The sequence below is a fragment of the Pseudomonas sp. SWRI99 genome, from assembly GCF_014270125.1.
Taxonomy (GTDB): domain Bacteria; phylum Pseudomonadota; class Gammaproteobacteria; order Pseudomonadales; family Pseudomonadaceae; genus Aquipseudomonas; species Aquipseudomonas hamedanensis.
The window spans coordinates 60,541-84,953 of the sequence record NZ_JABWQR010000008.1 but is presented as its reverse complement, the minus strand read 5'-3'; the positions used below and the strand labels follow the sequence as shown (position 1 = coordinate 84,953).

At 60.1% G+C, this 24,413-nt stretch carries 23 protein-coding genes; 17 read left to right on the top strand and 6 right to left on the bottom strand.

Annotated elements, in window-relative coordinates; translation table 11 throughout:
* The first annotated feature begins 87 nt into the window (after window positions 1–87).
* The 9 genes from HU743_RS08805 to HU743_RS08765 all read left to right on the top strand — a co-directional run bounded on the left by HU743_RS08805 (window position 88) and on the right by HU743_RS08765 (window position 10,923).
* On the top strand, window positions 88–819 hold the full coding sequence (locus HU743_RS08805) for a response regulator transcription factor (RefSeq protein ID WP_186550602.1): 732 nt from the start codon (window positions 88–90) through the stop codon (window positions 817–819).
* On the top strand, window positions 809–2,278 hold the full coding sequence (locus HU743_RS08800; protein WP_186550604.1) for an ATP-binding protein: 1,470 nt from the start codon (window positions 809–811) through the stop codon (window positions 2,276–2,278). The genes HU743_RS08805 and HU743_RS08800 overlap by 11 nt, the downstream gene beginning before the upstream one ends.
* A gap of 224 nt (window positions 2,279–2,502) precedes the next feature.
* On the top strand, window positions 2,503–3,762 hold the full coding sequence (locus HU743_RS08795) for an AGE family epimerase/isomerase (RefSeq protein ID WP_186648144.1): 1,260 nt from the start codon (window positions 2,503–2,505) through the stop codon (window positions 3,760–3,762).
* A gap of 119 nt (window positions 3,763–3,881) precedes the next feature.
* A complete protein-coding gene (locus HU743_RS08790; protein ID WP_186648142.1) occupies window positions 3,882–5,183 on the top strand; it encodes an ABC transporter substrate-binding protein in 1,302 nt (433 codons plus the stop codon).
* A gap of 119 nt (window positions 5,184–5,302) precedes the next feature.
* Window positions 5,303–6,211 carry a sugar ABC transporter permease gene (locus HU743_RS08785; RefSeq protein ID WP_186550610.1) on the top strand — a complete coding sequence of 303 codons (909 nt, stop codon included), beginning with the start codon at window positions 5,303–5,305 and terminating at the stop codon, window positions 6,209–6,211.
* Complete coding sequence (locus tag HU743_RS08780) at window positions 6,204–7,049, top strand: carbohydrate ABC transporter permease (protein ID WP_126365763.1); 846 nt, start codon at window positions 6,204–6,206, stop codon at window positions 7,047–7,049. Before HU743_RS08785 ends, HU743_RS08780 begins: the two co-directional genes overlap by 8 nt.
* A 2-nt stretch (window positions 7,050–7,051) precedes the next feature.
* Window positions 7,052–8,212: a sn-glycerol-3-phosphate ABC transporter ATP-binding protein UgpC gene (gene ugpC / locus HU743_RS08775; protein ID WP_186550612.1), complete on the top strand. Its 1,161-nt coding sequence runs from the start codon at window positions 7,052–7,054 to the stop codon at window positions 8,210–8,212.
* A gap of 219 nt (window positions 8,213–8,431) precedes the next feature.
* Window positions 8,432–9,781 carry a carbohydrate porin gene (locus HU743_RS08770; RefSeq protein WP_186620657.1) on the top strand — a complete coding sequence of 450 codons (1,350 nt, stop codon included), beginning with the start codon at window positions 8,432–8,434 and terminating at the stop codon, window positions 9,779–9,781.
* A gap of 287 nt (window positions 9,782–10,068) precedes the next feature.
* A complete protein-coding gene (locus HU743_RS08765; protein ID WP_186648139.1) occupies window positions 10,069–10,923 on the top strand; it encodes a D-hexose-6-phosphate mutarotase in 855 nt (284 codons plus the stop codon).
* A gap of 120 nt (window positions 10,924–11,043) precedes the next feature.
* Here the strand turns inward: HU743_RS08765 and HU743_RS08760 are convergent, their stop codons facing one another.
* Entirely contained in the window at window positions 11,044–11,904 is an 861-nt protein-coding gene (locus HU743_RS08760; RefSeq protein WP_169842436.1) for a MurR/RpiR family transcriptional regulator, read from the bottom strand.
* A 226-nt stretch (window positions 11,905–12,130) separates the two neighbouring features.
* On the opposite strand from HU743_RS08760, the gene zwf reads away from it, so the two are divergent.
* The 4 genes from zwf (at window position 12,131) to HU743_RS08740 (ending at window position 15,734) form a co-directional block, all read left to right on the top strand.
* Complete coding sequence (gene zwf / locus HU743_RS08755) at window positions 12,131–13,597, top strand: glucose-6-phosphate dehydrogenase (RefSeq protein WP_186550618.1); 1,467 nt, start codon at window positions 12,131–12,133, stop codon at window positions 13,595–13,597.
* Window positions 13,584–14,297 (top strand): 6-phosphogluconolactonase, encoded by a 714-nt coding sequence (gene pgl / locus HU743_RS08750; protein ID WP_186648137.1) that lies wholly within the window; start codon window positions 13,584–13,586, stop codon window positions 14,295–14,297. Before zwf ends, pgl begins: the two co-directional genes overlap by 14 nt.
* Before the next feature lie 17 nt (window positions 14,298–14,314).
* Window positions 14,315–14,980 (top strand): bifunctional 4-hydroxy-2-oxoglutarate aldolase/2-dehydro-3-deoxy-phosphogluconate aldolase, encoded by a 666-nt coding sequence (locus tag HU743_RS08745; protein ID WP_186550621.1) that lies wholly within the window; start codon window positions 14,315–14,317, stop codon window positions 14,978–14,980.
* A gap of 172 nt (window positions 14,981–15,152) precedes the next feature.
* Window positions 15,153–15,734, top strand: a complete 582-nt coding sequence (locus tag HU743_RS08740) for a hypothetical protein (protein ID WP_186648136.1) — start codon at window positions 15,153–15,155, stop codon at window positions 15,732–15,734.
* On the opposite strand, the gene HU743_RS08735 is transcribed toward HU743_RS08740, so the two are convergent.
* Both HU743_RS08735 and HU743_RS08730 read right to left on the bottom strand, forming a co-directional pair.
* Window positions 15,731–16,912 carry an aminotransferase class V-fold PLP-dependent enzyme gene (locus HU743_RS08735; protein WP_186648135.1) on the bottom strand — a complete coding sequence of 394 codons (1,182 nt, stop codon included), beginning with the start codon at window positions 16,910–16,912 and terminating at the stop codon, window positions 15,731–15,733. The genes HU743_RS08740 and HU743_RS08735 overlap by 4 nt on opposite strands.
* A 30-nt stretch (window positions 16,913–16,942) precedes the next feature.
* Window positions 16,943–17,179 (bottom strand): DUF3820 family protein, encoded by a 237-nt coding sequence (locus HU743_RS08730; RefSeq protein ID WP_003227425.1) that lies wholly within the window; start codon window positions 17,177–17,179, stop codon window positions 16,943–16,945.
* 204 nt (window positions 17,180–17,383) lie between these two features.
* On the opposite strand from HU743_RS08730, the gene HU743_RS08725 reads away from it, so the two are divergent.
* Entirely contained in the window at window positions 17,384–17,851 is a 468-nt protein-coding gene (locus tag HU743_RS08725) for a PA2169 family four-helix-bundle protein (protein WP_186550626.1), read from the top strand.
* Between the two features lie 141 nt (window positions 17,852–17,992).
* Here the strand turns inward: HU743_RS08725 and HU743_RS08720 are convergent, their stop codons facing one another.
* The gene (locus tag HU743_RS08720; RefSeq protein WP_003227420.1) at window positions 17,993–18,463 is read right to left on the bottom strand and encodes a MaoC family dehydratase; all 471 of its coding nucleotides are present in this window, start codon (window positions 18,461–18,463) and stop codon (window positions 17,993–17,995) included.
* A gap of 42 nt (window positions 18,464–18,505) precedes the next feature.
* Window positions 18,506–19,450, bottom strand: a complete 945-nt coding sequence (locus HU743_RS08715) for an alpha/beta hydrolase (protein ID WP_186648134.1) — start codon at window positions 19,448–19,450, stop codon at window positions 18,506–18,508.
* A 222-nt stretch (window positions 19,451–19,672) separates the two neighbouring features.
* Here HU743_RS08715 and fadD2 point away from each other — a divergent pair, with 222 nt between their 5' ends.
* A complete protein-coding gene (gene fadD2, locus HU743_RS08710) occupies window positions 19,673–21,361 on the top strand; it encodes a long-chain-fatty-acid--CoA ligase FadD2 (protein WP_186648133.1) in 1,689 nt (562 codons plus the stop codon).
* 347 nt (window positions 21,362–21,708) lie between these two features.
* A complete protein-coding gene (gene fadD1, locus HU743_RS08705; protein WP_186550632.1) occupies window positions 21,709–23,406 on the top strand; it encodes a long-chain-fatty-acid--CoA ligase FadD1 in 1,698 nt (565 codons plus the stop codon).
* Window positions 23,407–23,565: 159 nt separating this feature from the next.
* Here the strand turns inward: fadD1 and HU743_RS08700 are convergent, their stop codons facing one another.
* Window positions 23,566–23,943, bottom strand: a complete 378-nt coding sequence (locus HU743_RS08700; protein WP_119427887.1) for a hypothetical protein — start codon at window positions 23,941–23,943, stop codon at window positions 23,566–23,568.
* Between the two features lie 194 nt (window positions 23,944–24,137).
* Here HU743_RS08700 and HU743_RS08695 point away from each other — a divergent pair, with 194 nt between their 5' ends.
* Window positions 24,138–24,329 carry a CsbD family protein gene (locus tag HU743_RS08695; RefSeq protein ID WP_186550634.1) on the top strand — a complete coding sequence of 64 codons (192 nt, stop codon included), beginning with the start codon at window positions 24,138–24,140 and terminating at the stop codon, window positions 24,327–24,329.
* Window positions 24,330–24,413: the final 84 nt, after the last annotated feature.

The window sequence follows — 24,413 nt, the reverse complement described above, 5'->3', positions numbered from 1 at the left end:
AAGCTCCCTCGCCACAAAAGCTCGTACGCCATCTGTTTTTGCTCAGGCATAATCCGCCCCAACTCCAACAACAAGGATGCCTTCGAAGTGAGCTCAGTCAACAAGTCGATATTGTTGGTCGATGACGACCAGGAAATACGCGAGTTGCTGGAAACCTACCTGACCCGCGCCGGGTTTCAGGTGCGGGCCACCGCCGATGGCGCCGGTTTTCGCCAGGCACTCAACGAAGCGCCGAGCGATCTGGTGATCCTCGATGTCATGTTGCCCGACGAAGACGGTTTCAGCCTGTGCCGTTGGGTACGCCAGCATCCGCGTCAGGCGCAGGTGCCAATCATCATGCTCACCGCCAGTTCCGACGAAGCCGACCGGGTGATCGGTCTGGAACTCGGCGCTGACGATTACCTGGGCAAACCGTTCAGCCCGCGCGAACTGCAAGCGCGGATCAAGGCCTTGCTGCGCCGCGCGCAATTCGCTCACGAACGCAGCGGCAGTGAAGTGCTGGCCTTCGATGACTGGCGCCTGGACATGGTCAGTCACCGGCTGTTTCACGCTGACGGCGAGGAAGTGATTCTCTCCGGCGCCGATTTCGCCCTGCTCAAACTGTTCCTTGATCACCCGCAGCAAATCCTCGACCGCGACACCATCGGCAACGCCACCCGTGGCCGCGATCTGATGCCGCTCGACCGCATTGTCGACATGGCCGTCAGCCGTTTGCGCCAGCGCCTGCGCGACACCGAAAAACCGCCGCGGCTGATCCGCACCGTGCGTGGCAGCGGTTATCAGCTGGCAGCCAATGTGGTTGCCGGCAATGGTCACTGAGTCGCTGCGCAAACTCGCTGCCAGGGTCCCGGTGCCGCGCTCGCTGCTCGGTCGCATGCTGCTGTTGACGCTGCTCGCGGTGCTGTTCGCGCAGACGTTATCCAGCGTGATCTGGGTCTCGCAACTGCGCGCCACTCAGCTTGAGGGGCTGGTCACCAGTGCCCGTAGCCTCGCTCATTCGATGACCGCCAGCGTCAGCTATTTCCGCTCTCTGCCGGTGGCCTATCGACCGCTGGTACTCGACCAGTTGCGCAGCATGGGCGGCACGCGATTCGTGGTGACGCTCAATGACCGACCGCTGGGCATGGAAGTGCTGCCGGTCACGCCACGCAAGGCGGCGGTGATGAAAGCGGTGGATGAAGTGCTGCGGCAGACCCTGGGGCATGACACCGATATTTCGGTGACGTTTGTCAGTCCCGAGGACCTGCGGATTTTCAACGCCGGGCTGAAACTCGACGAGTTGCCGCGTTCCTGGGCGCACTACGCGCTGACCCTCGAACCGGTCAATCCGCCAGTGCTGGTCACGCAAATTCAAATGGCCCCGGGCGAATGGCTGTACATCGCCTCGCTGTTGCCCGAGCCGTACACCAGTCTTGAAGAGCAAGGCCTGCCGGCGCAGCAGGTCTGGTTCATCGTGCTCACCAGTGGGTTTCTTTTGTTGTTCATCGGTCTGCTGGTGCATTGGCAGAGCCGGCCACTCAAGCGTCTGGCGCGGGCGGCGCGCGACCTGTCGCTGGGCGCCGACGTCGAGCCGGTCGCCGAGGGTGGCGGCAGCGAAGTGGTTGAAGTGGGTCGCGCGTTCAACACCATGCGCGAGCGCATCAGCCGCTATCTGACCGAACGCAGCCAGTTATTCAGTGCGATTTCCCATGACCTGCGCACGCCGATCACGCGTTTGCGCCTGCGCGTCGAGTTGCTGGAAGACGAAAAACTGCAAGCCAAATTCGGCCGCGATCTCGATGAGTTGGAGCTGTTGGTCAAAGGCGCGCTGCAATGCGTCAAAGACACCGACATCCACGAAAACATCGAACCGGTGGACCTCAATCATGTGCTCGATTGCCTGGTCGAGCCGTACCTGGCGCCCAACGGCAATGGCCGCGTCACCCAGCACGGGCGGGCGCTGTCGGCGTATCCGGGCAAACCGCTGGCGCTCAAGCGCTGCATCGGCAACCTGATCGACAACGCCTTGAAGTACGGGCAGAACGCGCACCTGCACATCGACGACGATGACAGCGCGTTTGTTTTGCATGTCGATGATGAAGGGCCGGGCGTGCCGCAGCAGCGGCTGGAGCAGGTGTTTGAACCGCATTTCAGACTCGCGGGGCAGCAGCAGGGCTATGGATTAGGTTTGGGGATTGCGCGCAACATTGCCCATAGCCATGGCGGTGAGGTGACCTTGCAGAATCTGCGTGAGGGCGGGTTGCGGGTGACGTTGCAGTTGCCGCGCAGTGTTGATTGATACTGATCCTGTGGCGAGGGAGCTTGCTCCCGCTGGACTGCGCAGCAGGCCTTCTTTTTGGTGCCGCTTCGCGCCACAGCGGGAGCAAGCTCCCTCGCCACAGGTTTCACCTAAGATTTTCGAATGTCACTGCTTGGTGACAAACCCCGTCCCCTTCGTTACAAGCCCAGCCCGGCCCGTTGTTTAGACTGCCCGCAGTCATAACAACAAAAAAGGGCCACTCCATGGACACCTTTCATCCAGGCTTCAGCAGTTGGCTGAACGCCCCTGCCCATCAGCAATGGCTCGCCGCCGAAGGCCTGCGCCTGCTGGATTTCGCCAAAGCCTCGAAGCTGCCTGAAGGCTTCGGCAATCTCGACGAGCGCGGCCACCTGCCCGTGAACGCCCAAGCTGAAACCATGAACACCGCGCGCATGACCCACAGTTTCGCCATGGCCCACATTCAGGGCCTGCCGGGGTTTGCCGAGCTGGTCGATCACGGCATCGCCGCCCTGCGCGGGCCGTTGCGCGATGCGCTGCACGGCGGCTGGTTTGCGGTCGCCGGGCACCGTGACGACAACACCGGCAAAAACGCCTACCTGCACGCCTTCGTCGCGCTGGCCGCCAGCTCTGCGGTGGTCGCGCAACGGCCCGGCGCACAGGCCCTGCTTGATGATGCGATCGATATCATCGACACGTATTTCTGGAGCGAAGAAGAGGGCGCGATGCGCGAGTTCTTCAATCGCGACTGGAGCGAAGAAGAAGCCTATCGCGGCGCCAACAGCAACATGCACGCGACCGAAGCGTTCCTTGCGCTGGCCGATGTCACTGAAGACCCGCGCTGGCTGATCCGTGCGCAACGCATCGTCGAGCGAGTGATCCACGGTCACGCCGCTGCCAACGGGTACAGGGTTATCGAACATTTCGATCGAGACTGGCAACCGCTGCGCGACTACAACCACGCCAATCCCGCCGACGGTTTCCGTCCTTACGGCACCACGCCGGGCCACGGGTTCGAGTGGGCGCGGCTGTTGTTGCACCTGGAAGCTGCGCGGGTCCAGGCCGGCATGCTCACACCGGGCTGGCTGGCAACCGATGCGCAAAAGCTGTTCGAGAACAACTGCCGCCACGGCTGGGATGTCGACGGTGCGCCGGGCATCGTCTACACCCTCGACTGGGACAACCAGGCCGTCGTCCGCCATCGCCTGCACTGGACGCACGCCGAAGCGAGTGGCGCCGCCAGTGCCCTGCTCAAACGCACGGGCGAGGCGCAATACGAAACCTGGTATCGACTGTTCTGGGAATTCTGCGAGACGCATTTCATCGACCGCTGCGACGGCAGCTGGCATCACGAACTCAGTCCACAGAACCTGCCCAGCGCCGATATCTGGCCGGGCAAGCCCGATCTGTATCACGCCTGGCAAGCCGTACTGATCCCTCGATTACCGTTGGCGCCGAGCATGGCCACGGCTTTGGCGCAGTGGTCTCGGCCTGCTCCTGTGTAACCATGTGGTGACATTTACGCATCGCTTCGTTACCTGCGAAGCGAAATGCCCTGTTTAAACTCCTGTGCAGCGCAAGCACCAGACTTGCAATGCATAACAACAAGAAAGGTACATCTCGAATGAATGCGATTTCTCGCCTCGCTACTGTCATTTCTGTCGCCTCCCTGTTCCCGCTCGCAATCCTGCCGCTCAGTGTCTCCGCTGCCGAATCCAAAGGTTCGGTCGAAGTTGTGCACTGGTGGACTTCCGGTGGCGAAAAAGCCGCCGTCGATGTGCTCAAGGCTCAAGTCGAAAAAGACGGTTTCACCTGGAAAGACGGCGCTGTCGCCGGCGGTGGTGGTGCGACTGCCATGACCGTGTTGAAAAGCCGTGCCGTGGCCGGCAATCCACCGGGCGTCGCCCAGATCAAGGGCCCGGACATTCAGGAATGGGCATCGACCGGTCTGCTCGACACCGACGTGCTGGAAGACGTCGCCAAGTCGGAAAAGTGGGACAGCCTGCTCGACAAGAAAGTCTCCGATACCGTGAAGTACGACGGTGATTACGTGGCCGTGCCGGTGAACATCCACCGCGTGAACTGGCTGTGGATCAACCCGGAAGTCTTCAAGAAAGCCGGCATCACCAAGAATCCAGCCACCCTCGAAGAGTTCTACGCCGCCGGCGACAAGCTGAAAGCGGCAGGCTTCATTCCGCTGGCTCACGGCGGTCAGCCTTGGCAGGACAGCACCGTGTTCGAAGCCGTGGTGCTCTCGGTCATGGGTGTGGATGGCTACAAGAAAGCCCTGGTCGACCTGGACAACAGCGCGCTGACCGGCCCTGAGATGGTCAAGGCACTGACCGAACTGAAGAAAGTCGCGACCTACATGGACGCGGACGGCAAAGGCCAGGACTGGAACCTGGAAGCGGCCAAGGTCATCAACGGCAAGGCCGGCATGCAGATCATGGGTGACTGGGCCAAATCCGAATGGACTGCCGCCAGGAAAGTCGCCGGCAAGGACTACGAGTGCGTGGCGTTCCCGGGCACTGACAAGGCGTTCACCTACAACATCGACTCGCTGGCCGTGTTCAAGCAGAAGGACGCAGGCACTGCGGCCGGTCAGCAGGACATCGCCAAAGTCGTGCTGGGTGAAAACTTCCAGAAAGTCTTCAGCATCAACAAAGGCTCGATCCCGGTACGCAACGACATGTTGAACAACATGGACAAGCTCGGCTTTGACTCTTGCGCCCAGACCGCGGCCAAGGATTTCCTGGCGGACGCCAAGTCCGGCGGCCTGCAACCAAGCATGGCGCACAACATGGCGACCACGCTGGCCGTGCAGGGCGCATTCTTTGATGTCGTGACCAACTACATCAACGACCCGAAAGCCGATCCAGCCGACACCGCCAAGAAACTCGGCGCGGCGATCAAGTCGGCCAAATAGGCGCCTTGACGGCGAGCTGCAAGCTTCAAGCTTCAAGCTGCAAGTTAAAGGCTTGCGCGCTGCTGGTCTTGTAGCTTGTAGCTTGCAGCTGTTCTTCTCTTTCTTTTCTGGATTTGCTCATGAGTTCTGTTGCTGTGTTCAGCAAGGCCTCGCCGTTCGATGCATTGCAGCGCTGGCTACCGAAACTGGTGCTGGCGCCGAGCATGTTCATCGTGCTGGTGGGCTTTTATGGCTACATCCTGTGGACGTTCGTTCTGTCGTTCACCACGTCGACGTTCCTGCCCAATTACAAGTGGGCGGGCCTGGCGCAATACGCACGGTTGTTCGACAACGACCGCTGGTGGGTCGCAAGCAAAAACCTCGCGGTGTTCGGCGGCATGTTCATCGGCATTACCCTGGTGATCGGGGTGTTGCTGGCGGTGTTCCTCGACCAGCGCATCCGTCGCGAAGGCTTTATCCGCACCATTTACCTGTACCCGATGGCGCTCTCGATGATCGTCACCGGTACCGCGTGGAAATGGCTGCTCAACCCGGGCATGGGCCTGGACAAATTGTTGCGTGACTGGGGCTGGGAAGGCTTCCGTCTGGACTGGCTGATCGACCCGGATCGCGTGGTCTACTGCCTGGTGATCGCCGCTGTGTGGCAAGCCTCGGGCTTCATCATGGCGATGTTCCTCGCCGGCCTGCGCGGCGTCGATCAATCGATCATTCGTGCTGCGCAAATCGATGGCGCGAGCATGCCGCGCATCTACTGGAAAGTCGTGCTGCCAAGCCTGCGTCCGGTGTTCTTCAGTGCGGTGATGATCCTGGCGCACATCGCGATCAAGAGCTTCGACCTGGTCGCGGCGATGACTGCCGGTGGTCCGGGTTATTCCTCTGACCTGCCAGCGATGTTCATGTACTCCTTCACCTTCAGTCGCGGCCAGATGGGCATGGGCTCGGCCAGTGCGATTCTGATGCTCGGTGCGATCCTGGCGATCATCGTGCCTTACCTGTATTCCGAGCTGAGGACCAAGCGCAATGACTAGTCTCGCTGCCAAACCTGCCATCAGCTTCAGTCGCATCGCCATCTACGCGGTGCTGATTTTCGCTGTGTTTCTGTATCTGGTGCCGCTGGTGGTGATGTTGCTGACCAGCTTCAAAACCCCCGAAGACATCAGCACCGGCAACCTGCTGAGCTGGCCGACCGTGGTCAGCGGCATTGGCTGGGTCAAGGCCTGGGCCACGGTTGACGGCTACTTCTGGAACTCGATCAAGATCACCGTGCCCGCCGTGATCATTTCCACGGCCATCGGTGCGTTGAACGGCTACGTGCTGTCGATGTGGCGCTTTCGCGGTTCGCAGTTGTTCTTCGGCCTGTTGCTGTTCGGCTGCTTCCTGCCGTTCCAGACCGTGCTGCTGCCAGCCTCGTTCACCCTCGGCAAGATGGGCCTGGCGAGCACCACCACCGGCCTGGTGTTCGTTCACGTGGTTTATGGTCTGGCGTTCACCACGCTGTTCTTCCGTAACTACTACGTGAGCATTCCCGATGCGCTGGTCAAGGCCGCGCGTCTGGACGGCGCGGGGTTCTTCACGATTTTCCGCCGCATCATCCTGCCGATGTCGACGCCGATCATCATGGTCTGCCTGATCTGGCAATTCACCCAGATCTGGAACGACTTCCTGTTCGGGGTGGTGTTCTCCAGCGGTGATTCGCAACCGATCACCGTGGCGCTGAACAACCTGGTCAACACCAGCACCGGCGCCAAGGAATACAACGTGGACATGGCAGCGGCGATGATCGCCGGCCTGCCGACCCTGCTGGTCTATGTGGTCGCAGGCAAGTATTTCGTGCGCGGGCTGACGGCCGGCGCAGTCAAGGGGTAATCATGGCAACGCTCGAACTTCGCAATGTAAACAAGACTTACGGCGCCGGCTTGCCGGACACCCTGAAGAACATCGAACTGTCGATCAAGGACGGTGAATTCCTGATTCTCGTCGGCCCGTCGGGCTGCGGCAAATCGACCTTGATGAACTGCATCGCCGGTCTGGAAACCATCACCGGCGGCGCAATCATGATCGGCGATCAGGACGTCAGCGGCATGAGCCCCAAGGATCGTGACATCGCCATGGTGTTCCAGTCCTACGCGCTGTACCCGACCATGAGCGTGCGCGAGAACATCGAATTCGGCCTGAAGATCCGCAAGATGCCGCAGGCCTCGATCGATGAAGAAGTTGCCCGCGTGGCCAAGTTGCTGCAGATCGAACACTTGCTCAACCGCAAACCGGGTCAGCTCTCCGGCGGACAGCAACAGCGGGTGGCGATGGGCCGCGCACTGGCGCGTCGACCGAAGATTTATCTGTTCGACGAACCGCTGTCCAACCTCGACGCCAAGCTGCGCGTCGAGATGCGCACCGAAATGAAACTGATGCACCAGCGGCTGAAAACCACCACGGTTTACGTGACCCACGACCAGATCGAAGCGATGACGCTGGGCGACAAGGTTGCGGTGATGAAAGACGGAATCATCCAGCAGTTCGGCACGCCTAAAGAGATCTACAACGACCCGGCCAACCTGTTCGTGGCGAGCTTCATCGGTTCGCCGCCGATGAACTTCATCCCCCTGCGTTTGCAACGCAAGGACGGTCGTCTGCTGGCGCTGCTGGACAGCGGTCAGGCGCGTTGCGAGTTGCCGATGAGCATGCAGGACGCCGGGCTTGAAGACCGCGAAGTAATCCTCGGCCTGCGCCCGGAGCAGATCTGTCTGGCGAACGGCGAGGGCAATGGTTTGCCGAGCATCCGTGCCGAAGTGCAGGTCACCGAACCGACTGGTCCGGACACCCTGGTGTTCGTCAATTTGAACGACACCAAAGTCTGCTGCCGTCTGGCGCCGGACGTGGCGCCGCAGGTGGGCGAAAGCCTGACGCTGCAGTTCGATCCATCGAAAGTGTTGTTGTTCGATGCCAATACCGGCGAGCGTCTGGGCGTTGCGGGCCAGGCGCAGGCTGAAGTCCGGTCGGCGAATGTGGCGCAATTCAAAGGCCGCTGAAGGACAAGGTTGGAATGTTGTCCTGTGGGAGCTGGCTTGCCAGCGATTGCATCAACGCGGTTCGGCGATGGACCGAGTTGCCCGCATCGCTGGCAAGCCAGCTCCCACAGGGATCGGATTCCAAAAGGAGCACGCGGTGAATGGCCTGTCATTCGTCGCACTTTATGTAAACCGCGTTAGATAAAAACAGTTAATAACAATAAAGACGAGGATGTAGGGATGAAAAAGAAACACGTCAATGCCCGGTTGATCTGCCAAATGTCCGCTGCTGCGGCATTGGTGCTGGCCGGCAATGCGATGGCGGCGGATGCGTTCAGCTCCGACTCCAAATGGATGACCGGTGACTGGGGTGGGGAGCGGACCAGGCTGATCGAGCAGGGTATCGACATCAAGGCCGACTACGTTGGGGAAATGGGCGCCAACCTGAACGGCGGCTACAACGACGACAAGACCGCGCGTTACGCCGACCAGTTCGGTCTGGGCGTGGCCCTCGACCTGCAAAAACTGTGGGGCTGGGACAACACCCAGGCGAAGATCCAGCTGACCAATCGTAACGGTTACAACATCTCCAACGACCGCGTTGGCGATCCGCGTGCCGGCACCCTCAGTTCCTCGCAGGAAGTCTACGGCCGTGGCCACATGGTGCGTCTGACCCAGTTGTGGATTCAGCACCAGTTCTTCGACAACAAGCTCGACGTCAAGGCCGGTTACTTCGGTGAAGGCGAAGACTTCAACACCTTCCCGTGCGAGTTCCAGAACCTGGCGTTCTGCGGTTCTCAGGTGGGTAACTGGGCAACCAACATCTGGTACAACTGGCCGGTCAGCCAGGCCGCTATCCGTGTGAAGTACAACATCAACGACGAGCTCTACGCGCAGATCGGCGCGTACAACCAGAACCCGTCGCAGCTGGAACACGGCAACGGCTTCAAGCTCAGTGGCAGCGGCACCAAGGGTACCGTTTTGCCGGTTGAATTGGTCTGGTCGCCGAAGGTCAACAGCCTTCCGGGCGAGTACCGCATCGGTTACTACAAGAGCACGGCCGATGCCGATGACGTCCGCGAAGACGTTAACGGTTTCGACGCGGCAACCACTGGCGATGCATACAAAACCCACAGCAGCAAAAGCGGCTACTGGTTCGTCGCGCAACAGCAACTCACTACCCACAACGGTGATGCGACGCGCGGTCTGAACATTGCCGCCAACGCGACCTTCCACGACAAGGACACCAACTTCATCGACAACTACCAGTCGGTGATGTTTGTCTACAAAGGTCCGTTTGATGCGCGTCCGAAAGATGACATCGGTATTGGCGCGGCGCGCATTCACGTCAACAAGGACGTCAAGCGCAACGCCGAACTGCTGAACGCTTCCAACGGTGTTTCCGACTACGACAACGCCGCGTTCTCGCCGATTCGTGAAACCGAATACAACTACGAGCTCAACTACGGCTTCCACGTCACCAACTGGCTGACCGTGCGTCCCAACCTGCAATACATCACCCATCCGGGCGGTGTGGATGAAGTCGATAACGCTTTGGTCGCTGGCCTGAAAATTCAGTCTACGTTCTAACGCGTCTGCGATAAGCTCCTCTCTATGTGCGCATTTTGCGGACAGCCTTGGCTGTCCGCTTTTTTTTGCGAGACCCGCCGAAAGGTTTGTGTGGCGAGGGAGCTTGTCGAATCGTCGCACCGTCCCGCTGGGCTGCGAAGCGGCCCCACACTCATTCACAGCGGTGTGTCAGTCAGACCTGATTTATCGGGTTTACGACTGCTACGCAGCCGAGCGGGAGCAAGCTCCCTCGCCACAAGTGCCATATGGATTGTTGAGTACCCCCATGATTTTCAGGACCGTAGCCAATGCATGAGCATCCGCTGCAACGCTTCTTCAAGTCCCTGCGCGAGCGACCGGTGTTCGCCTGGGAGCGCTATCAGCTGCGCGACGTGTTGGTAATCGATCATCCGCTGTGTCAGGCGGTGTTCAGTCGTCAGGGCGCGCAGCTGCTGCACTTTCAACCGCGCGGGCAAAAGCCGTGGTTATGGTGTGCGGCGAAGTGGCCGCATGTCGGCGCGATTCGCGGTGGCGTACCGGTGTGCTGGCCGTGGTATGGCCGCCACCCGAGCGAAAACGCGTGGCCGTCCCACGGTTGGGCACGATTGCTCGACTGGAAACTGCTCGACAGCAGCAGCGCCGAGGATGGCGTGCGCCTGCATTGGCAATTGCAGCTGTGCGACTGGCAAGTCGACCTGCACGCGCATCTGGGCGAACGCATGGAATTGCGCCTGAGCACCGAGCATCAGGACGACATGCCGTGCCAGTTGAGCCAGGCGTTGCACGCGTACTGGCGTATTGGCGATGTTGGTGAGATAGCGCTGTCTGGCCTCGAAGGCGCGCAGGGCTATGACCAGTTGAACCGTCAGGTTTGTCAGCAGGAAGGTGAGTTGCGGGTTGATGGTGGCTGTCAGCGGGTGTTTCAGCATGACGGCGAATTGCAGCTCAAGGACCACGCCTGGCAGCGTGAGTTGTGCATTGATACGGGTGACAGTGGCGACACGGTGGTCTGGCACCCGGGGGCACGGCCGCTGTTGGGGGTGAGTTGGGATGAGATTTGCGAGTTCGTCTGCGTGGAAGCAGCGGCGGGCGGTACCGACAGCCTGCATCTGGCGCCGGGGGAGAAGGCGCATTTGAGTTTGCAGGCGTGGGCGGCGGCCTGATTCTGTGTTGCTGCCGCTGGCCTCATCGCGAGCAGGCTCACTCCTACAGGGGGAATGCGTTTCAAATGTAGGAGTGAGCCTGCTCGCGATGGCGATTATCCAGTCAGCCGAGATTTTGGATCAATTGAACTCGTCACCCACCGGATACCGGCTCGCATTCAAACTCTCTTTGATCTTGCGCAAATGCGGCTGGAAATCCACACCACGGCGCAACGTCATCCCCGTTGCCAGCACATCCAGCACGGTCAACTGAATGATCCGCGAAGTCATCGGCATATAAATGTCGGTGTCTTCCGGCAGCGGAATGTTCAGGCTCAGGGTACTGGCCTTGGCCAGTGGCGAATTCTCGGCGGTCAGGCCCAGCACCGAAGCACCGTTCTCACGGGCGATCCGCGCCACTTCTACCAGCTCACGGGTACGCCCGGTGTAGGAAATGATCACGAACAGCTCGCCGGTGTGCGCCACCGAAGCGATCATCCGTTGCATCAGCACGTCAGCGTGGGCGGTGACGGCCAGATTGAAACGGAAGAATTTGTGCTGCGCATCCAGCGCCACCGGGGCCGAAGCGCCGAGGCCGAAAAAGTGAATCTGCCGCGCCTGAATCAACAGGTCGACGGCGCGGCTGATCAGGTTCGGATCAAGTGCCTGGCAAGCACTGTCCAACGATGCAATAGCGCTGCCGAAAATTTTCTGCGTGTACGCTTCGGGATTGTCGTCGGCCTCGACCGCACGGCTGACATACGCCGCGCCACTGGCCAGGCTCTGCGCCAGTTGCAGCTTGAGCTCGGGGTAGCCGCTGACGCCGAAAGAGCGGCAGAAACGGTTGACCGTCGGTTCGCTCACCGACGCCGCCTGGGCGAGGGCAGCGATGCTGAAGCGGGTGGCCTGCTGCGGGTTGAGCAGGATCACTTCGGCGACCTTGCGTTCGGCCTTGTTCAGCTCTTCAAGGCGACTCTGGATCTGTTCCAGTAAATTTCGCACGCGGTCCATATGACATTCCTAATTCACCTGCGCAAGGACGCGCGGGGTTATGCAAATCGGGCCTTTGATATGGCCCGTGACGGTGGCCTATCCTACTGATGGCTCTGACCGACCACCACACGGAATGTGTATTTTGCGAAAATGTTGTGGTTATTACTACATTTTCCCTTGAGTGATGCCTTGAAAAAAGGTATTTGTAGCTTAACTTGATAAAAGAACAAACATCATGCCTTCGATTACGGTTGAACCGTGCACCTTTGCCTTGTTCGGCGCGTTGGGCGATCTGGCCCTGCGCAAGCTGTTTCCTGCCCTTTATCACCTCGATGGCGCCGATCTGCTGCATGAGGACACGCGCATCATCGCGTTGGCCCGTGAAGCCGGTACCGAGCAGCAGCACCTGGCGTTTATTGCCGCCGAACTGCGCCGCTATGTCGGCAAAGAACTGAACGAAACCGTGGCCGAGCGCTTTCTGGCGCGCCTGACTTATCTGCACGTCGACTTCCTCAAGGCTGACGACTACGTCGCGCTGGCCGAACAGGCCGGCAGCAGCCAGCGCATGATTGCCTATTTCGCCACCCCGGCGGCTGTATACGGCGCGATCTGCGAAAACCTGGAAAAAGTTGGACTGGCCGCGAACACCCGCGTAGTGCTGGAAAAGCCGATCGGTTCGGACCTCGAATCTTCGCGCAAGGTCAACGATGCCGTGGCGCAGTTCTTCCCGGAAGACCGCACCTACCGCATCGACCACTACCTGGGCAAAGAGACCGTTCAGAACCTGATCGCCCTGCGTTTCGCCAACAGCCTGTTCGAAACCCAGTGGAACCAGAATTACATCTCCCACGTGGAAATCACCGTGGCCGAGAAGGTCGGCATCGAAGGCCGTTGGGGCTATTTCGACAAGGCCGGCCAACTGCGCGACATGATCCAGAATCACCTGTTGCAGCTGCTGTGCCTGATCGCCATGGACCCGCCGGCCGATCTGTCCGCCGACAGCATCCGTGACGAGAAAGTGAAAGTGCTCAAGGCGCTGGCGCCGATCAGCCCGGAAGGCCTGACCACCCAAGTGGTGCGCGGCCAGTACATCGCCGGCCACAGCGAAGGAAAATCCGTTCCGGGCTATCTCGAAGAACCCAATTCCAATACCCAGAGCGACACCGAAACCTTCGTCGCTCTGCGTGCCGACATCCGTAACTGGCGCTGGGCCGGCGTGCCGTTCTACCTGCGTACCGGCAAGCGCATGCCGCAGAAGCTGTCGCAGATCGTCATCCATTTCAAGGAACCGTCGCACTACATTTTCGCCCCCGAGCAGCGCTTGCAGATCAGTAACAAGCTGATCATCCGCCTGCAACCGGACGAAGGCATTTCCTTGCGCGTGATGACCAAGGAGCAGGGCCTGGACAAAGGCATGCAACTGCGCAGCGGGCCGCTGCAACTGAATTTCTCCGACACCTGGCGTAGCGCGCGGATCCCCGATGCCTACGAGCGGTTGTTGCTGGAAGTGATGAACGGCAATCAGAACCTGTTTGTCCGTAAAGATGAAATCGAAGCCGCGTGGAAGTGGTGTGACCAGTTGATCGCCGGATGGAAAAAATCCGGTGACGCGCCCAAGCCGTATGCGGCCGGGTCGTGGGGGCCGATGAGCTCCATTGCACTGATCACGCGGGATGGGAGGTCGTGGTATGGCGATATCTGATGTGCAACTGCCAGCGGGCGTGAATGCCCACGAATTCAAGAGCCCGGTGTTGCAGGCCGAAGGCCTGGCGCTGAACGTTGCCAAGCAACTGAGCGAAGCCATTGCGGCACGTGGCAATGCGGTGCTGGTGGTGTCTGGGGGGCGTAGCCCGGTGGCGTTTTTCCAGCACCTGGCCAAGCAGGAACTGGACTGGTCGAAGGTGGTGATCACCCTCGCCGACGAGCGCTGGGTGCCGGTTGAACATGCCGACAGCAACGCCGGTCTGCTCAAGCAGTACCTGCTCAAAGGCCCGGCGGCCAAGGCGCAGTTCCTCAGCCTCTACAGCGCTGCGGCGAACGTCGAACAGGCCGCCGAACAGGCCGACCGCTTGCTCGCTGAACTGCCGGCGATTGATGTGCTGGTGCTGGGCATGGGTGATGACGGTCATACCGCGTCGTTGTTTCCAGACAGCCCGAACCTCGCCGAAGCCCTGCAAGCCGACGGCACGCGTCGTTGCTGGCCGATGCTCGCGCCAAGCGTGCCGCGTCAGCGCCTGACCATGAGCCGGGCATTGCTGGCGTCGGCCCGACACAAGATTCTGTCGATTTCCGGTCAGTCGAAACTGACCACCCTGAATGCCGCGCTGGCATCCGATGACGTCGCGGCCATGCCGGTGCGCGCGTTCCTGCAACCTACGTTAGAGATCTACTGGTGCCCATGAGCCAAGGAACAGCCGCTATGACAACCCTATCCCCGACCGTTTCCATGGCGGACAAAGTTGCCCTGATCGACAGTCTCTGCGCCAAGGCGCGGATCTTGCCGGTGATCACCATCGCTCGCGAACAGGACGTGTTGCCACTGGCCGACGCGCTCGCCGCCGGTGGCCTGACCGCGCTGGAAGTGACCCTGCGTTCGCAATTCGGCCTCAAGGCCATCCAGATCCTGCGCGAACAGCGCCCGGAACTGATGACCGGCGCCGGCACCGTGCTCGATCGCAACATGCTCGCGGCAGCCGAAGCGGCCGGTTCGCAGTTCATTGTCACCCCAGGCATCACCCGCGACCTGCTCGAAGCCAGCGTCGACAGCCCGATTCCGCTGTTGCCGGGCATCAGCAACGCCTCGGGCATCATGGAAGGCTACGGTCTGGGCTATCGCCGCTTCAAGCTGTTCCCGGCGGAAGTCAGTGGCGGCGTCGCGGCGATCAAAGCGTTGGGCGGCCCGTTCGGTGAAGTGAAATTCTGCCCGACCGGCGGCGTGAGCCCGGCCAACATCAAGAGCTACATGGCATTGAAAAACGTCATGTGCGTGGGCGGTAGCTGGATGCTTGATCCGGAGTGGATCAAGAACGGCGACTGGGCCCGTATTCAGGAATGCACTGCCGAAGCCCTGGCGCTGCTGGACTGATCGTCACCCCTACACTTCGTTGTGTGTTCTACGGCTTTTCGGTGCGCTTGGTCGGCGCACCGTTTTTTTTGTGCTGAGAAAAGTGCCGGTACATGTTGCGATACATAGTTAACGCACACGGGCTTTTTCCCAAGGTTAACCTGCGTTCATCTTATGGAAGAGAGAACGCCTCATGGACGACCTTCAGTCTCTGACCCCTACGCCACACTCCCTTTATCAACCGCAACGGTCAGCCCCTGGCGGGCCCGATTGGCGCTCAGCCGAAGCCGAGGTGCGCAACATCAGCCGAGGCGTCGAAGGCCTGCCACTGATCCTGCGGCTGTCGCTGGTCGATGCCATGACCGGCGAACCGGTTAACCGCGCGCTGGTGCGTATTCAGCAGGCAGTCGATACCGACGTCTATCTGCGCGGTAGTCAATCGACCAATAGCCACGGCATCGTCCGTTTCACCACTGTCTATCCGGATCGTCTGATAGCGGGCACTTCCTGCCTTACCCTGAACGTGTACATTCCAGGCGACGAAGCGGGGGCGCGAGCCGATCATGAGGCGTGGGCCGGAACCTTGCACCTGCCCGGCCGCTGCGGCTGTGAGCCCCGCGCCGATGACGCTTTGCAACTGATGTTGCAGCCGATTGCCGGCGCGGACTTCGAGGACGGCGCCTTCGCTTGGCAGACGCTCGGCATCGATACCTTTGCCGTGTCGTCGCAGCTCGGCCTCGAGGGCTACGAAAAAAACGTCGGTGTGCCGTTTTAGCGCAGCTGGTTCAGCGCCCGCACCAGCAGTTCCATCTCGGCTGCCGTGGTGGTCAGCCCCGGTGTGATACGAATGCTCGGCCCGCTCGCGGCGCCGTGACGCACCACGCTGAACAGGTTGTATTCGTTGAGCAGGCGCTCGGCCATCGCTTGCTGATCGTCGTGCCGGGTGAAACGCAGCGAGGTGATGCCGCAGCACAACCGTGGATCGTCGGGCGTCATCACCTCGATGCCCGGCAGGTGCCGCACCGCGCTGACCCATAGATTGCGCAGATAGTTGAGCCGCGCACCTTTGGCCGGGGCGCCGCCGAGGGAACGATGCTCTTCGAGTACCAGCGGCAACGTCATCAACGCGGGAATGTTCGGCGTGCTGTACGAGGTTCGTGCACGGATATCGTTGCTCGGGAAGTGCGTTTCGCCCATGTCCGGGTCGATGTCGGCCAGACGCTGCGGCGCGATGTAGACAAAGCCCAGGGTCAGCGGTGCGCCGATCCATTTGTGCAGGTTGTATCCGGCGAACGCGATGCCCAGTGCCTCCAGATTGAACTCGACCTGGCCGAGCGCGTGGGCACCGTCGAGGATGATGTCGACGCCATATTCCTTGGCGAGCGCGGCGATGGCTGCCACTGGCATCACCAGGCCTGTGCGGTGCGTGACGTGCGTCAGGGCCATCAGCTTGAGTTTCGGGTGAGCGATAAACGCCGCGCGGTAGGTCGCCAGCAGGCTGTCGAAACTGGCCGGATGCGTGTGGTCGATCTCGATGACCTCGGCGCCGCGCTGCCGGGCCAGCCAGCGCATCGCGCCTTTGACCGTGTCGTATTCGAGATCGCAGATCAGCACCTGATCGCCCGGTTGCAGGCGGTTGTAATTGCGGATCAGTGACTGCAGGCCTTCGGTGGCGTTGCGGGTGAACGCCACGCACTGCGCCTGCACGCCGAGCAGCTCGGCCAGTTGTGCGCGAATGTCGAGGCTGTCCTGTTGCTCGAAACGCTGGCGCACATACACCGAGTTGCTGGTGTTGATCAGCTCGATGTTGCGGTGGTACTCCTCGATCACCGTGCGCGACATGCGCCCGAAGTAGCCGTTCTCCAGGTTCACGGGGCCGGGTTGTACATCGTAACGGTCGGCGAACGTCATCCAGAACGCTTCGTCACGGGCGCGGCGGGTGTTATCGGGCATGGTCGGTCAGCTCTGAAAGAGGAGGGCGCTTCAATGACGCGGAGCGGGTTTGCCGTGTTTGGCGCGCAGCGGTTCAAGCAGGTCCGACAGGCCGTTGTGGTCGATCTCCTGCATCAATGCCAACAGACCGCCAAGTTCGCCATGGGGAAAGCCTTCGCGGGCGAACCAGTTCAGATAGGGCCCCGGCAGGTCGGCAATGATCCGCCCCTTGTATTTGCCGAAGGGCATTTCGCGGGTGATCAGCAATTCGAGTTTTTCGGGATTCATCGGGTTTTCGTCTGGCTTCAAAACAAAATGGAAAATACAGGCATTCTGCATGCAGGCCAAATGACAGATCATGCAAATAACAGGAATACAGATTTTCGCTCTACATGTAACTTATTGAAGTTAAAGGGTTTAGTTTGATAAGCGAAGCTGGCACGCACACTGCAATATCCCTTGCATCTTCAACCAACCGCAAGGAATTGGAAAATGACTGACGTAAACAAAGAATCCATCTCGGTACTCAATGACCTGATCGAAACCTGCAAGGACGGCCAGGAAGGGTTCAAGACTTGCGCCGAAGACATCAAGCACCCTGAACTGAAAACCCTGTTTGTGCAACGCTCCGCCGACTGCGCTACCGCTGCTGCAGAACTGCAGGCTCAGGTGCGCTCGCTGGGTGGCGATCCGGAAACTTCGACCAGTGTCAGCGGTGACCTGCACCGTCGCTGGGTCGACGTCAAAGCGATGTTCACCGGCAAGGACGAAGAGGCCGTTCTGAACGAAGCCGAGCGCGGTGAAGACCATGCGCTGAAGGCTTATCGCGAAGCCATCGAGAAAATCAACAAGCACAACCTGGTGGGTATCAAGGATCTGGTTGAGCGTCAGTACCACGGCGTACAACGCAACCACGATCAGGTAAAAGCCCTGCGTAACCAGGCTCGCGCCAACTCGTAAGAGTTAGTCGGCTGATAAAAACGCCAGCTTGTCTGGCGTTTTTTTATGCTCGTCTGGAAAGCAAAAGATCGCAGCCTGCGGCAGCTCCTACAGGGGAATGCATTCCAAAGTAGGAGCTGCCGCAGGCTGCGATCTTTTCGATCAACCGATACTGATAGCCGGCAAAGTAGGCAACGTCACCGTCTGCTGCTTGCGCGGCGCGAGAATCTCCGCTTCGCCATCCACCACCAATTCATCACGCTGGTTGAATACGCGAGTGGCAATGCGCACGCGAAACTTTGGCAGTTTCTCGAGGATTTCCAGGCGCACCGTCAGCGTGTCGCCGATCTTCACCGGCTTCTGAAAGCTCATCTGCTGACCGATATAGATAGTCCCCGGCCCAGGCAATTCGCAGGCAACGGCGGCGCTGATCAGCGCACCGCTGAACATGCCGTGGGCGATGCGCTCCTTGAACATGCTGGCGGCGGCGAACTCGGCGTCCAGGTGCACCGGGTTGTGGTCGCCCGACATGGCCGCGAACAGCTGAATGTCGCGCTCCTCGACGGTCTTGCTGTAGCTGGCGGTCTGGCCGACTTCGAGGGCTTCGTAAGGGATGTTGGTAACCTGGGTCATCGGTCTCGATTCCTGTGACGGATTGAATCAATCCATAAAAAATTATTCGCTGCGATGGCGGCGCGGATGGCTCAGGGCCTGGTCGATCCAGGCCAGCACATCGGCGCTGACTTCATCGCGATTGGTTTCGTTGAACAATTCGTGCCGGGCCTGCGGGTAGATCTTCAGGTGCAGGTGCTGGCTGCCCGCCGCGCGCAGGGCATTGGCCAGATCAGTCAGACGCTTGCCCTCGCTCACCGGATCACATTCGCCGCCAATCACCATCAGCGGCAGGCCCGGATCGATCTGGGCGAGATTGGACGCTTTGCTGATTTGCTGCAACCCGCCGAGCAGGTCGATCCACAGCTGATTGGTGCAGCGAAAGCCGCATAAAGGATCGCTGGCGTAGCGGTCGACTTCCAGCGGATCGCGGCTGAGCCAGTCGAAGCGGGTACGCACCGGTTTGAATTTATGGTTGAACGAGCCGAACGACAGCCACTCGATCAGCGCACTGCGGCCCTTGCCGCCCTGACGCAGCTTTTCCAGACGCGCGATCTGGCGGGCGGCGCGATACAGGGCGACCGGCTGGAAATTGGAACCACTGAGTATCGCCCCCTGCAGGCTGGCGCTGTGATGCAGCAAATAGCCTTGAGCGAGGTAGCTGCCCATGCTGTGGCCGAGCAGGATAATCGGCACGCCGGGGTGTTGCTGGCCGATGTGCTGGTTGAGGCTGGCGAGGTCGCCGAGCACTTTGCGCCAGCCGTCGTCATCGGCGAAGTGGCCGAGGGTGCCGTTGTCGGCGGTTCGGCCATGTCCACGCAGATCCGGGGCGTACACACCGTAGTCTTTGTCGCAAAACGTGTCGGCGAGTCTGGCGTAGCGAGCGCTGTGTTCGGCCATGCCATGGGCTACCAGAATCACCGCTTTCAACGGCGCGCCCGGCAGCCAGCGATTGACGTACAGGCGGCTGCGGTCACTCGCGTCCAGCCATAGGGTGTCGTGGATCATGGCGATTCCTTTGCTCAGAGTCGGCACATGTATAGCGCGTCTGATCAGCCCACGCCACGGCAGGAAGATTCACACGGTCAATGACGGCTTTACCCATATTTGCCTGATTGGCCATAACTGCTAGTGTCCGTGAAGCTCCGCTTTTTGCTTTCCCGCTCAATGGATGAGCGAGAAATGACAGAAACGCGGCCCGGATCGGCTCAGGTAAAGAGGACAAGAACAATGCAACCTGATTTCTGGAACGACAAACGCCCGGCCGGCGTACCGCTGGACATCGACATGGGTGAGTTCAAGTCGGTGATCGAGGTGTTCGAGCGTTCCTGCAAAAAATTCGCCGATCGTCCGGCGTTCAGCAACATGGGTATCACCCTGACTTACGCCGAGCTCGAACGTCAGAGCGCCGCGTTCGCCGGCTATCTGCAAGCGCATACCGATCTGGTGCCGGGGGATCGCATTGCGGTGCAGATGCCCAACGTCCTGCATTATCCGATTGCGGTGTTCGGCGCGTTGCGTGCCGGGCTGATCGTGGTCAATACCAATCCGCTGTACACCGCGCGGGAGATGCGTCACCAGTTCAAGGACTCCGGCGCGCGGGCGCTGGTGTACCTGAACGTGTTCGGGCAGAAAGTCCAGGAAGTGCTGCCCGACACGGACATCCAGTACCTGATCGAAGCGAAGATGGGCGATCTGATGCCCACTGCCAAGGGCTGGCTGGTCAACACCGTGGTCAGCAAAGTGAAAAAAATGGTCCCGGCGTATTCGCTGCCGCAGGCGACCTCGTTCAAGAGCGCGCTGCGTCTGGGCCGGGGCCTGGGTATCAAGCCGTTGAGCGTCGACCTCGACGACATTGCCGTGCTGCAATACACCGGCGGCACCACGGGCCTGGCCAAGGGCGCGATGCTCACCCATGGCAATCTGGTGGCGAACATGCAGCAGGTGCGCGCCTGCCTGGCACAGCTCGGGCCGGATGGTCAGCCGCTGCTGCGCGAAGGGCAGGAAGTGATGGTCGCGCCGCTGCCGCTGTACCACATCTATGCCTTCACCGCGAATTGCATGTGCATGATGGTCTCGGGCAATCACAACGTATTGATCACCAATCCGCGCGATATCGCCGGCTTCATCAAGGAACTGAAAAACTGGCGGTTCTCGGCGTTGCTCGGCTTGAACACCTTGTTTGTGGCGCTGATGGACCATCCGGATTTCAAGACTTTGGATTTCTCCAGCCTGAAACTCACCAACTCCGGGGGCACCGCGCTGGTCAAGGCCACCGCCGAGCGTTGGGAGCAAATCACCGGGTGTCGCATCACCGAAGGTTACGGCCTGACCGAAACCTCGCCGGTGGCCTGCACCAACCCGTACGGCGACCAGTCGCGCCTGGGCACGGTGGGCCTGCCGGTGCCGGGCACCTTGCTCAAAGTCATCAGTGATGACGGTGCCGAGCTGCCCCTGGGCGAGCGCGGCGAGTTGTGCATCAAAGGCCCGCAGATCATGAAGGGCTACTGGAATAAACCCGAAGCCACTGCCGAAGTGCTGGATGCCGAGGGCTGGTTCAAGTCCGGCGATATTGCCGTGATCGACCCGGACGGTTTCGTGCGCATCGTCGACCGCAAGAAAGACATGATCATTGTCTCGGGCTTCAATGTGTACCCCAACGAAATCGAAGACGTGGTCATGGCTCACCCGAAAGTCGCCAACTGTGCGGTGATCGGCGTGCCGGACGAACGTTCGGGCGAGGCCGTGAAGCTGTTCGTGGTGGCGCGGGAGTCCGGGGTCAGCCTTGAAGAACTGAAGGCCTACTGCAAAGAGAATTTCACCGCCTACAAGGTGCCCAAACACATCGTCTTGCGTGAGTCTTTGCCGATGACGCCTGTAGGGAAAATTCTGCGGCGTGAGTTGCGGGATATCGCCTAGGCCTGAACCGCAGCGCTTCTGGCATTCGCGAGCAGGCTCGCTCCCACAGGGATCTGTGATTTCTGTGGGAGCGAGCCTGCTCGCGAATCTTTCATGCCCACGAAATCCGGGGCTTTGGGGCTGTTATAGGATTTTTGCTCTAAAATGACTGCTGACAAGTCTTGAGTCATCAATATGACTGTAGGGCCCACGTTTGGCTCTAGTCGACCCTTGGCAAAGCTGCTACTCTCGGCGCGCTTTGTGACTTCTCGGCCTCTGTAAAGCCAGATTCACCAATACAAAACACACACCAATAATAATCGCATCAAATGCGGTGAAGAATTCGCGTTGCTGAGGAGTGGGCTTCCATGATCGAAGACTTTTGGAAGGATAAATACCCGGCTGGAATTGCTGCCGACATCAATCCAGACGAGTATCCGAACATTCAGGCAGTGTTGAAGCAATCCTGCCAACGCTTCGCCGACAAACCGGCTTTCAGCAACCTGGGCAAGACAATCACCTACGGTGAACTGTACGAATTGTCCGGTGCGTTTGCCGCCTATCTGCAACAGCATACCGACTTGCAGCCCGGCGATCGAATCGCCGTGCAACTGCCCAACGTCCTGCAGTACCCGGTCGCGGTTTTCGGTGCCATTCGCGCCGGGCTGATCGTGGTCAACACCAACCCGCTGTACACCGCGCGGGAGATGGAACACCAATTCAACGATTCCGGTGCCAAAGCGCTCGTCTGCCTGGCCAACATGGCGCACCTGGCGCAAGCCGTGGTGCCGAAAACCGGGGTCAAGCACGTCATCGTCACTGAAGTCGCCGACCTGCTGCCACCGCTCAAGCGCCTGCTGATCAACAGCGTCATCAAGTACGTGAAGAAGATGGTGCCGGCCTATCACCTGCCCAACGCCATCAAGTTCAACGATGTGCTGAGCAAGGGGCACGGCCAGCCAGTAGCGGAAGCCAACCCGGACAGCGGCGATGTCGCCGTGCTGCAATACACCGGCGGCACCACAGGCGTGGCCAAGGGCGCGATGCTGACCCATCGCAACCTCGTCGCCAACATGCTGCAGTGCAAGGCGCTGATGGGCTCCAACCTCAACGAAGGCTGCGAGATCCTGATCACGCCGCTGCCGCTGTACCACATCTATGCGTTCACCTTTCACTGCATGGCGATGATGCTGATCGGCAACCACAACATCCTGATCAGCAACCCGCGCGACCTGTCGGCGATGGTCAAGGAACTGTCGAAGTGGAAGTTCAGCGGTTTTGTCGGCCTCAACACCTTGTTTGTGGCCCTGTGCAACAACGAAGCCTTCCGCAAGCTGGACTTCTCGGCGCTGAAAGTCACCCTGTCCGGCGGCATGGCCCTGCAACTGGCGGCAGCCGAGCGCTGGAAAACCGTGACCGGCTGCGCCATCTGTGAAGGCTACGGCATGACCGAAACCAGCCCGGTGGCCACGGTCAACCCGATCCAGCACATCCAGATCGGCACCATCGGCATCCCGGTGCCGTCGACCCTGTGCAAAGTCATCGACGACGCCGGTGTCGAGCAACCACTGGGCGAAATCGGCGAACTGTGCGTCAAGGGCCCGCAAGTGATGAAGGGTTACTGGCAGCGTCAGGAAGCCACCGACGAGATGCTCGACAGCGAGGGCTGGTTGAAGACCGGCGACATCGCGCTGATCCAGCCGGACGGCTACATGCGCATCGTCGATCGCAAGAAAGACATGATTCTGGTCTCCGGCTTCAACGTGTACCCGAATGAACTGGAGGACGTGCTGGCGACCCTGCCAGGCGTGTTGCAGTGCGCGGCCATCGGCGTGCCGGACGAGAAATCAGGGGAAGCGATCAAGATTTTCATTGTCGCCAAACCGGGCGTGACCCTGACCAAAGAGCAGGTCATGGACCACATGCGCGCCAACGTCACTGGTTACAAAGTGCCGCGTTCGGTGGAGTTTCGCGATGCGCTGCCGACCACCAACGTCGGCAAGATCCTGCGTCGTGAGCTGCGCGATGAAGAGCTGAAGAAACTCAAGGCCAAGAGCGCCGCTTAAACACGAAGCCCCGCAGATGCGGGGCTTTTTGTTGGTGAGTTGATCGTTCCCACGCTCCGCGTGGGAATGCCGCCCCGGACGCTCCGCGTCCAGCACTGCAGGGACGCAGAGCGTCCCGAGATGCATTCCCATGTGGGAGCGAGCCTGCTCGCGAAGCTGTTACTGACGAAACGGCGCAAAGTTCACGTTGGTCCCCGCCGGGCGCATGTCCTGCAAGTACGAATCCTTGTCCGCACTCAATTCCAGGCTCAAGGCGGCCTTGCGCTTGCCTTCATTGCGAATCACCAGCCCTTCGAGCTTTTCGCGCAGGAACACCGTCGGCACTTTCAGGTGCAGCAGTTCGTCGGTGGCTGGCGTGTGCATCAGCAGGTGGATCCACTCGTACTGCCCGATGGCCAGGCGCGACACCGGCAGGTCGAACCACCAGATATTGCGGTTACGGTTCAGTTCGGCGAAGTGGCAGTTGTTGCTGCCGAGCACGGCGCCGCCCAGTTCCTGGTTGCGACGGGCGATGGCCTGCTTTTTATCGAGTTTCATAACATTCCTGCGGATCGGTTCCTGGGGCGCAACGCCCCTATGGAGCGCATTCTCGGGGCAACGCACGCAAACATAAAGCGCAACCTGCACACGACGACGAAATGCCCGGGAAAATAATTGAAACTTGGCGCAAAGCGTACCGGTCAACCGTTACGTACTGACTTTTCTTCCCTTATGCGTCACGGAGAAACACCATGAGTAGCACAGGCGATAAAGTAAAAGGCATGGCCAACGAAGCCGTCGGCAACATCAAACAAGGCGTCGGCAAAGCTACTGACAACGACCGGCTCCACGCGGAAGGCAAAGTCCAAGAGAAAAAAGGCGAAGCCCAGCAAGCCGTTGGCAATGCCAAGGACGCGGTCAAGAAAGGCGTCGACAAGGCGTAATCGAGCCTTGAACGAATCACCCGAGCGGCCATCCAAGGATGGCCGTTTTTGTATCAGAACCCTGCGGTCATCCGCCAAAGGATC

Excerpts from the sequence above, each read along its gene's own strand:
- HU743_RS08720 (WP_003227420.1), bottom strand. The coding sequence starts at position 18,463 with ATGACCCAGGTTACCAACATCCCTTACGAAGCCCTCGAAGTCGGCCAG.
- zwf (WP_186550618.1), top strand. The coding sequence starts at position 12,131 with ATGCCTTCGATTACGGTTGAACCGTGCACCTTTGCCTTGTTCGGCGCG.
- HU743_RS08730 (WP_003227425.1), bottom strand. The coding sequence starts at position 17,179 with ATGAATCCCGAAAAACTCGAATTGCTGATCACCCGCGAAATGCCCTTC.
- HU743_RS08740 (WP_186648136.1), top strand. The coding sequence starts at position 15,153 with ATGGACGACCTTCAGTCTCTGACCCCTACGCCACACTCCCTTTATCAA.
- HU743_RS08765 (WP_186648139.1), top strand. The coding sequence starts at position 10,069 with ATGCATGAGCATCCGCTGCAACGCTTCTTCAAGTCCCTGCGCGAGCGA.
- ugpC (WP_186550612.1), top strand. The coding sequence starts at position 7,052 with ATGGCAACGCTCGAACTTCGCAATGTAAACAAGACTTACGGCGCCGGC.
- HU743_RS08695 (WP_186550634.1), top strand. The coding sequence starts at position 24,138 with ATGAGTAGCACAGGCGATAAAGTAAAAGGCATGGCCAACGAAGCCGTC.
- HU743_RS08770 (WP_186620657.1), top strand. The coding sequence starts at position 8,432 with ATGAAAAAGAAACACGTCAATGCCCGGTTGATCTGCCAAATGTCCGCT.
- HU743_RS08700 (WP_119427887.1), bottom strand. The coding sequence starts at position 23,943 with ATGAAACTCGATAAAAAGCAGGCCATCGCCCGTCGCAACCAGGAACTG.
- HU743_RS08800 (WP_186550604.1), top strand. The coding sequence starts at position 809 with ATGGTCACTGAGTCGCTGCGCAAACTCGCTGCCAGGGTCCCGGTGCCG.
- fadD1 (WP_186550632.1), top strand. The coding sequence starts at position 21,709 with ATGATCGAAGACTTTTGGAAGGATAAATACCCGGCTGGAATTGCTGCC.
- HU743_RS08735 (WP_186648135.1), bottom strand. The coding sequence starts at position 16,912 with ATGCCCGATAACACCCGCCGCGCCCGTGACGAAGCGTTCTGGATGACG.
- HU743_RS08795 (WP_186648144.1), top strand. The coding sequence starts at position 2,503 with ATGGACACCTTTCATCCAGGCTTCAGCAGTTGGCTGAACGCCCCTGCC.
- HU743_RS08780 (WP_126365763.1), top strand. The coding sequence starts at position 6,204 with ATGACTAGTCTCGCTGCCAAACCTGCCATCAGCTTCAGTCGCATCGCC.
- HU743_RS08790 (WP_186648142.1), top strand. The coding sequence starts at position 3,882 with ATGAATGCGATTTCTCGCCTCGCTACTGTCATTTCTGTCGCCTCCCTG.
- pgl (WP_186648137.1), top strand. The coding sequence starts at position 13,584 with ATGGCGATATCTGATGTGCAACTGCCAGCGGGCGTGAATGCCCACGAA.
- HU743_RS08725 (WP_186550626.1), top strand. The coding sequence starts at position 17,384 with ATGACTGACGTAAACAAAGAATCCATCTCGGTACTCAATGACCTGATC.
- HU743_RS08715 (WP_186648134.1), bottom strand. The coding sequence starts at position 19,450 with ATGATCCACGACACCCTATGGCTGGACGCGAGTGACCGCAGCCGCCTG.
- fadD2 (WP_186648133.1), top strand. The coding sequence starts at position 19,673 with ATGCAACCTGATTTCTGGAACGACAAACGCCCGGCCGGCGTACCGCTG.
- HU743_RS08785 (WP_186550610.1), top strand. The coding sequence starts at position 5,303 with ATGAGTTCTGTTGCTGTGTTCAGCAAGGCCTCGCCGTTCGATGCATTG.
- HU743_RS08745 (WP_186550621.1), top strand. The coding sequence starts at position 14,315 with ATGACAACCCTATCCCCGACCGTTTCCATGGCGGACAAAGTTGCCCTG.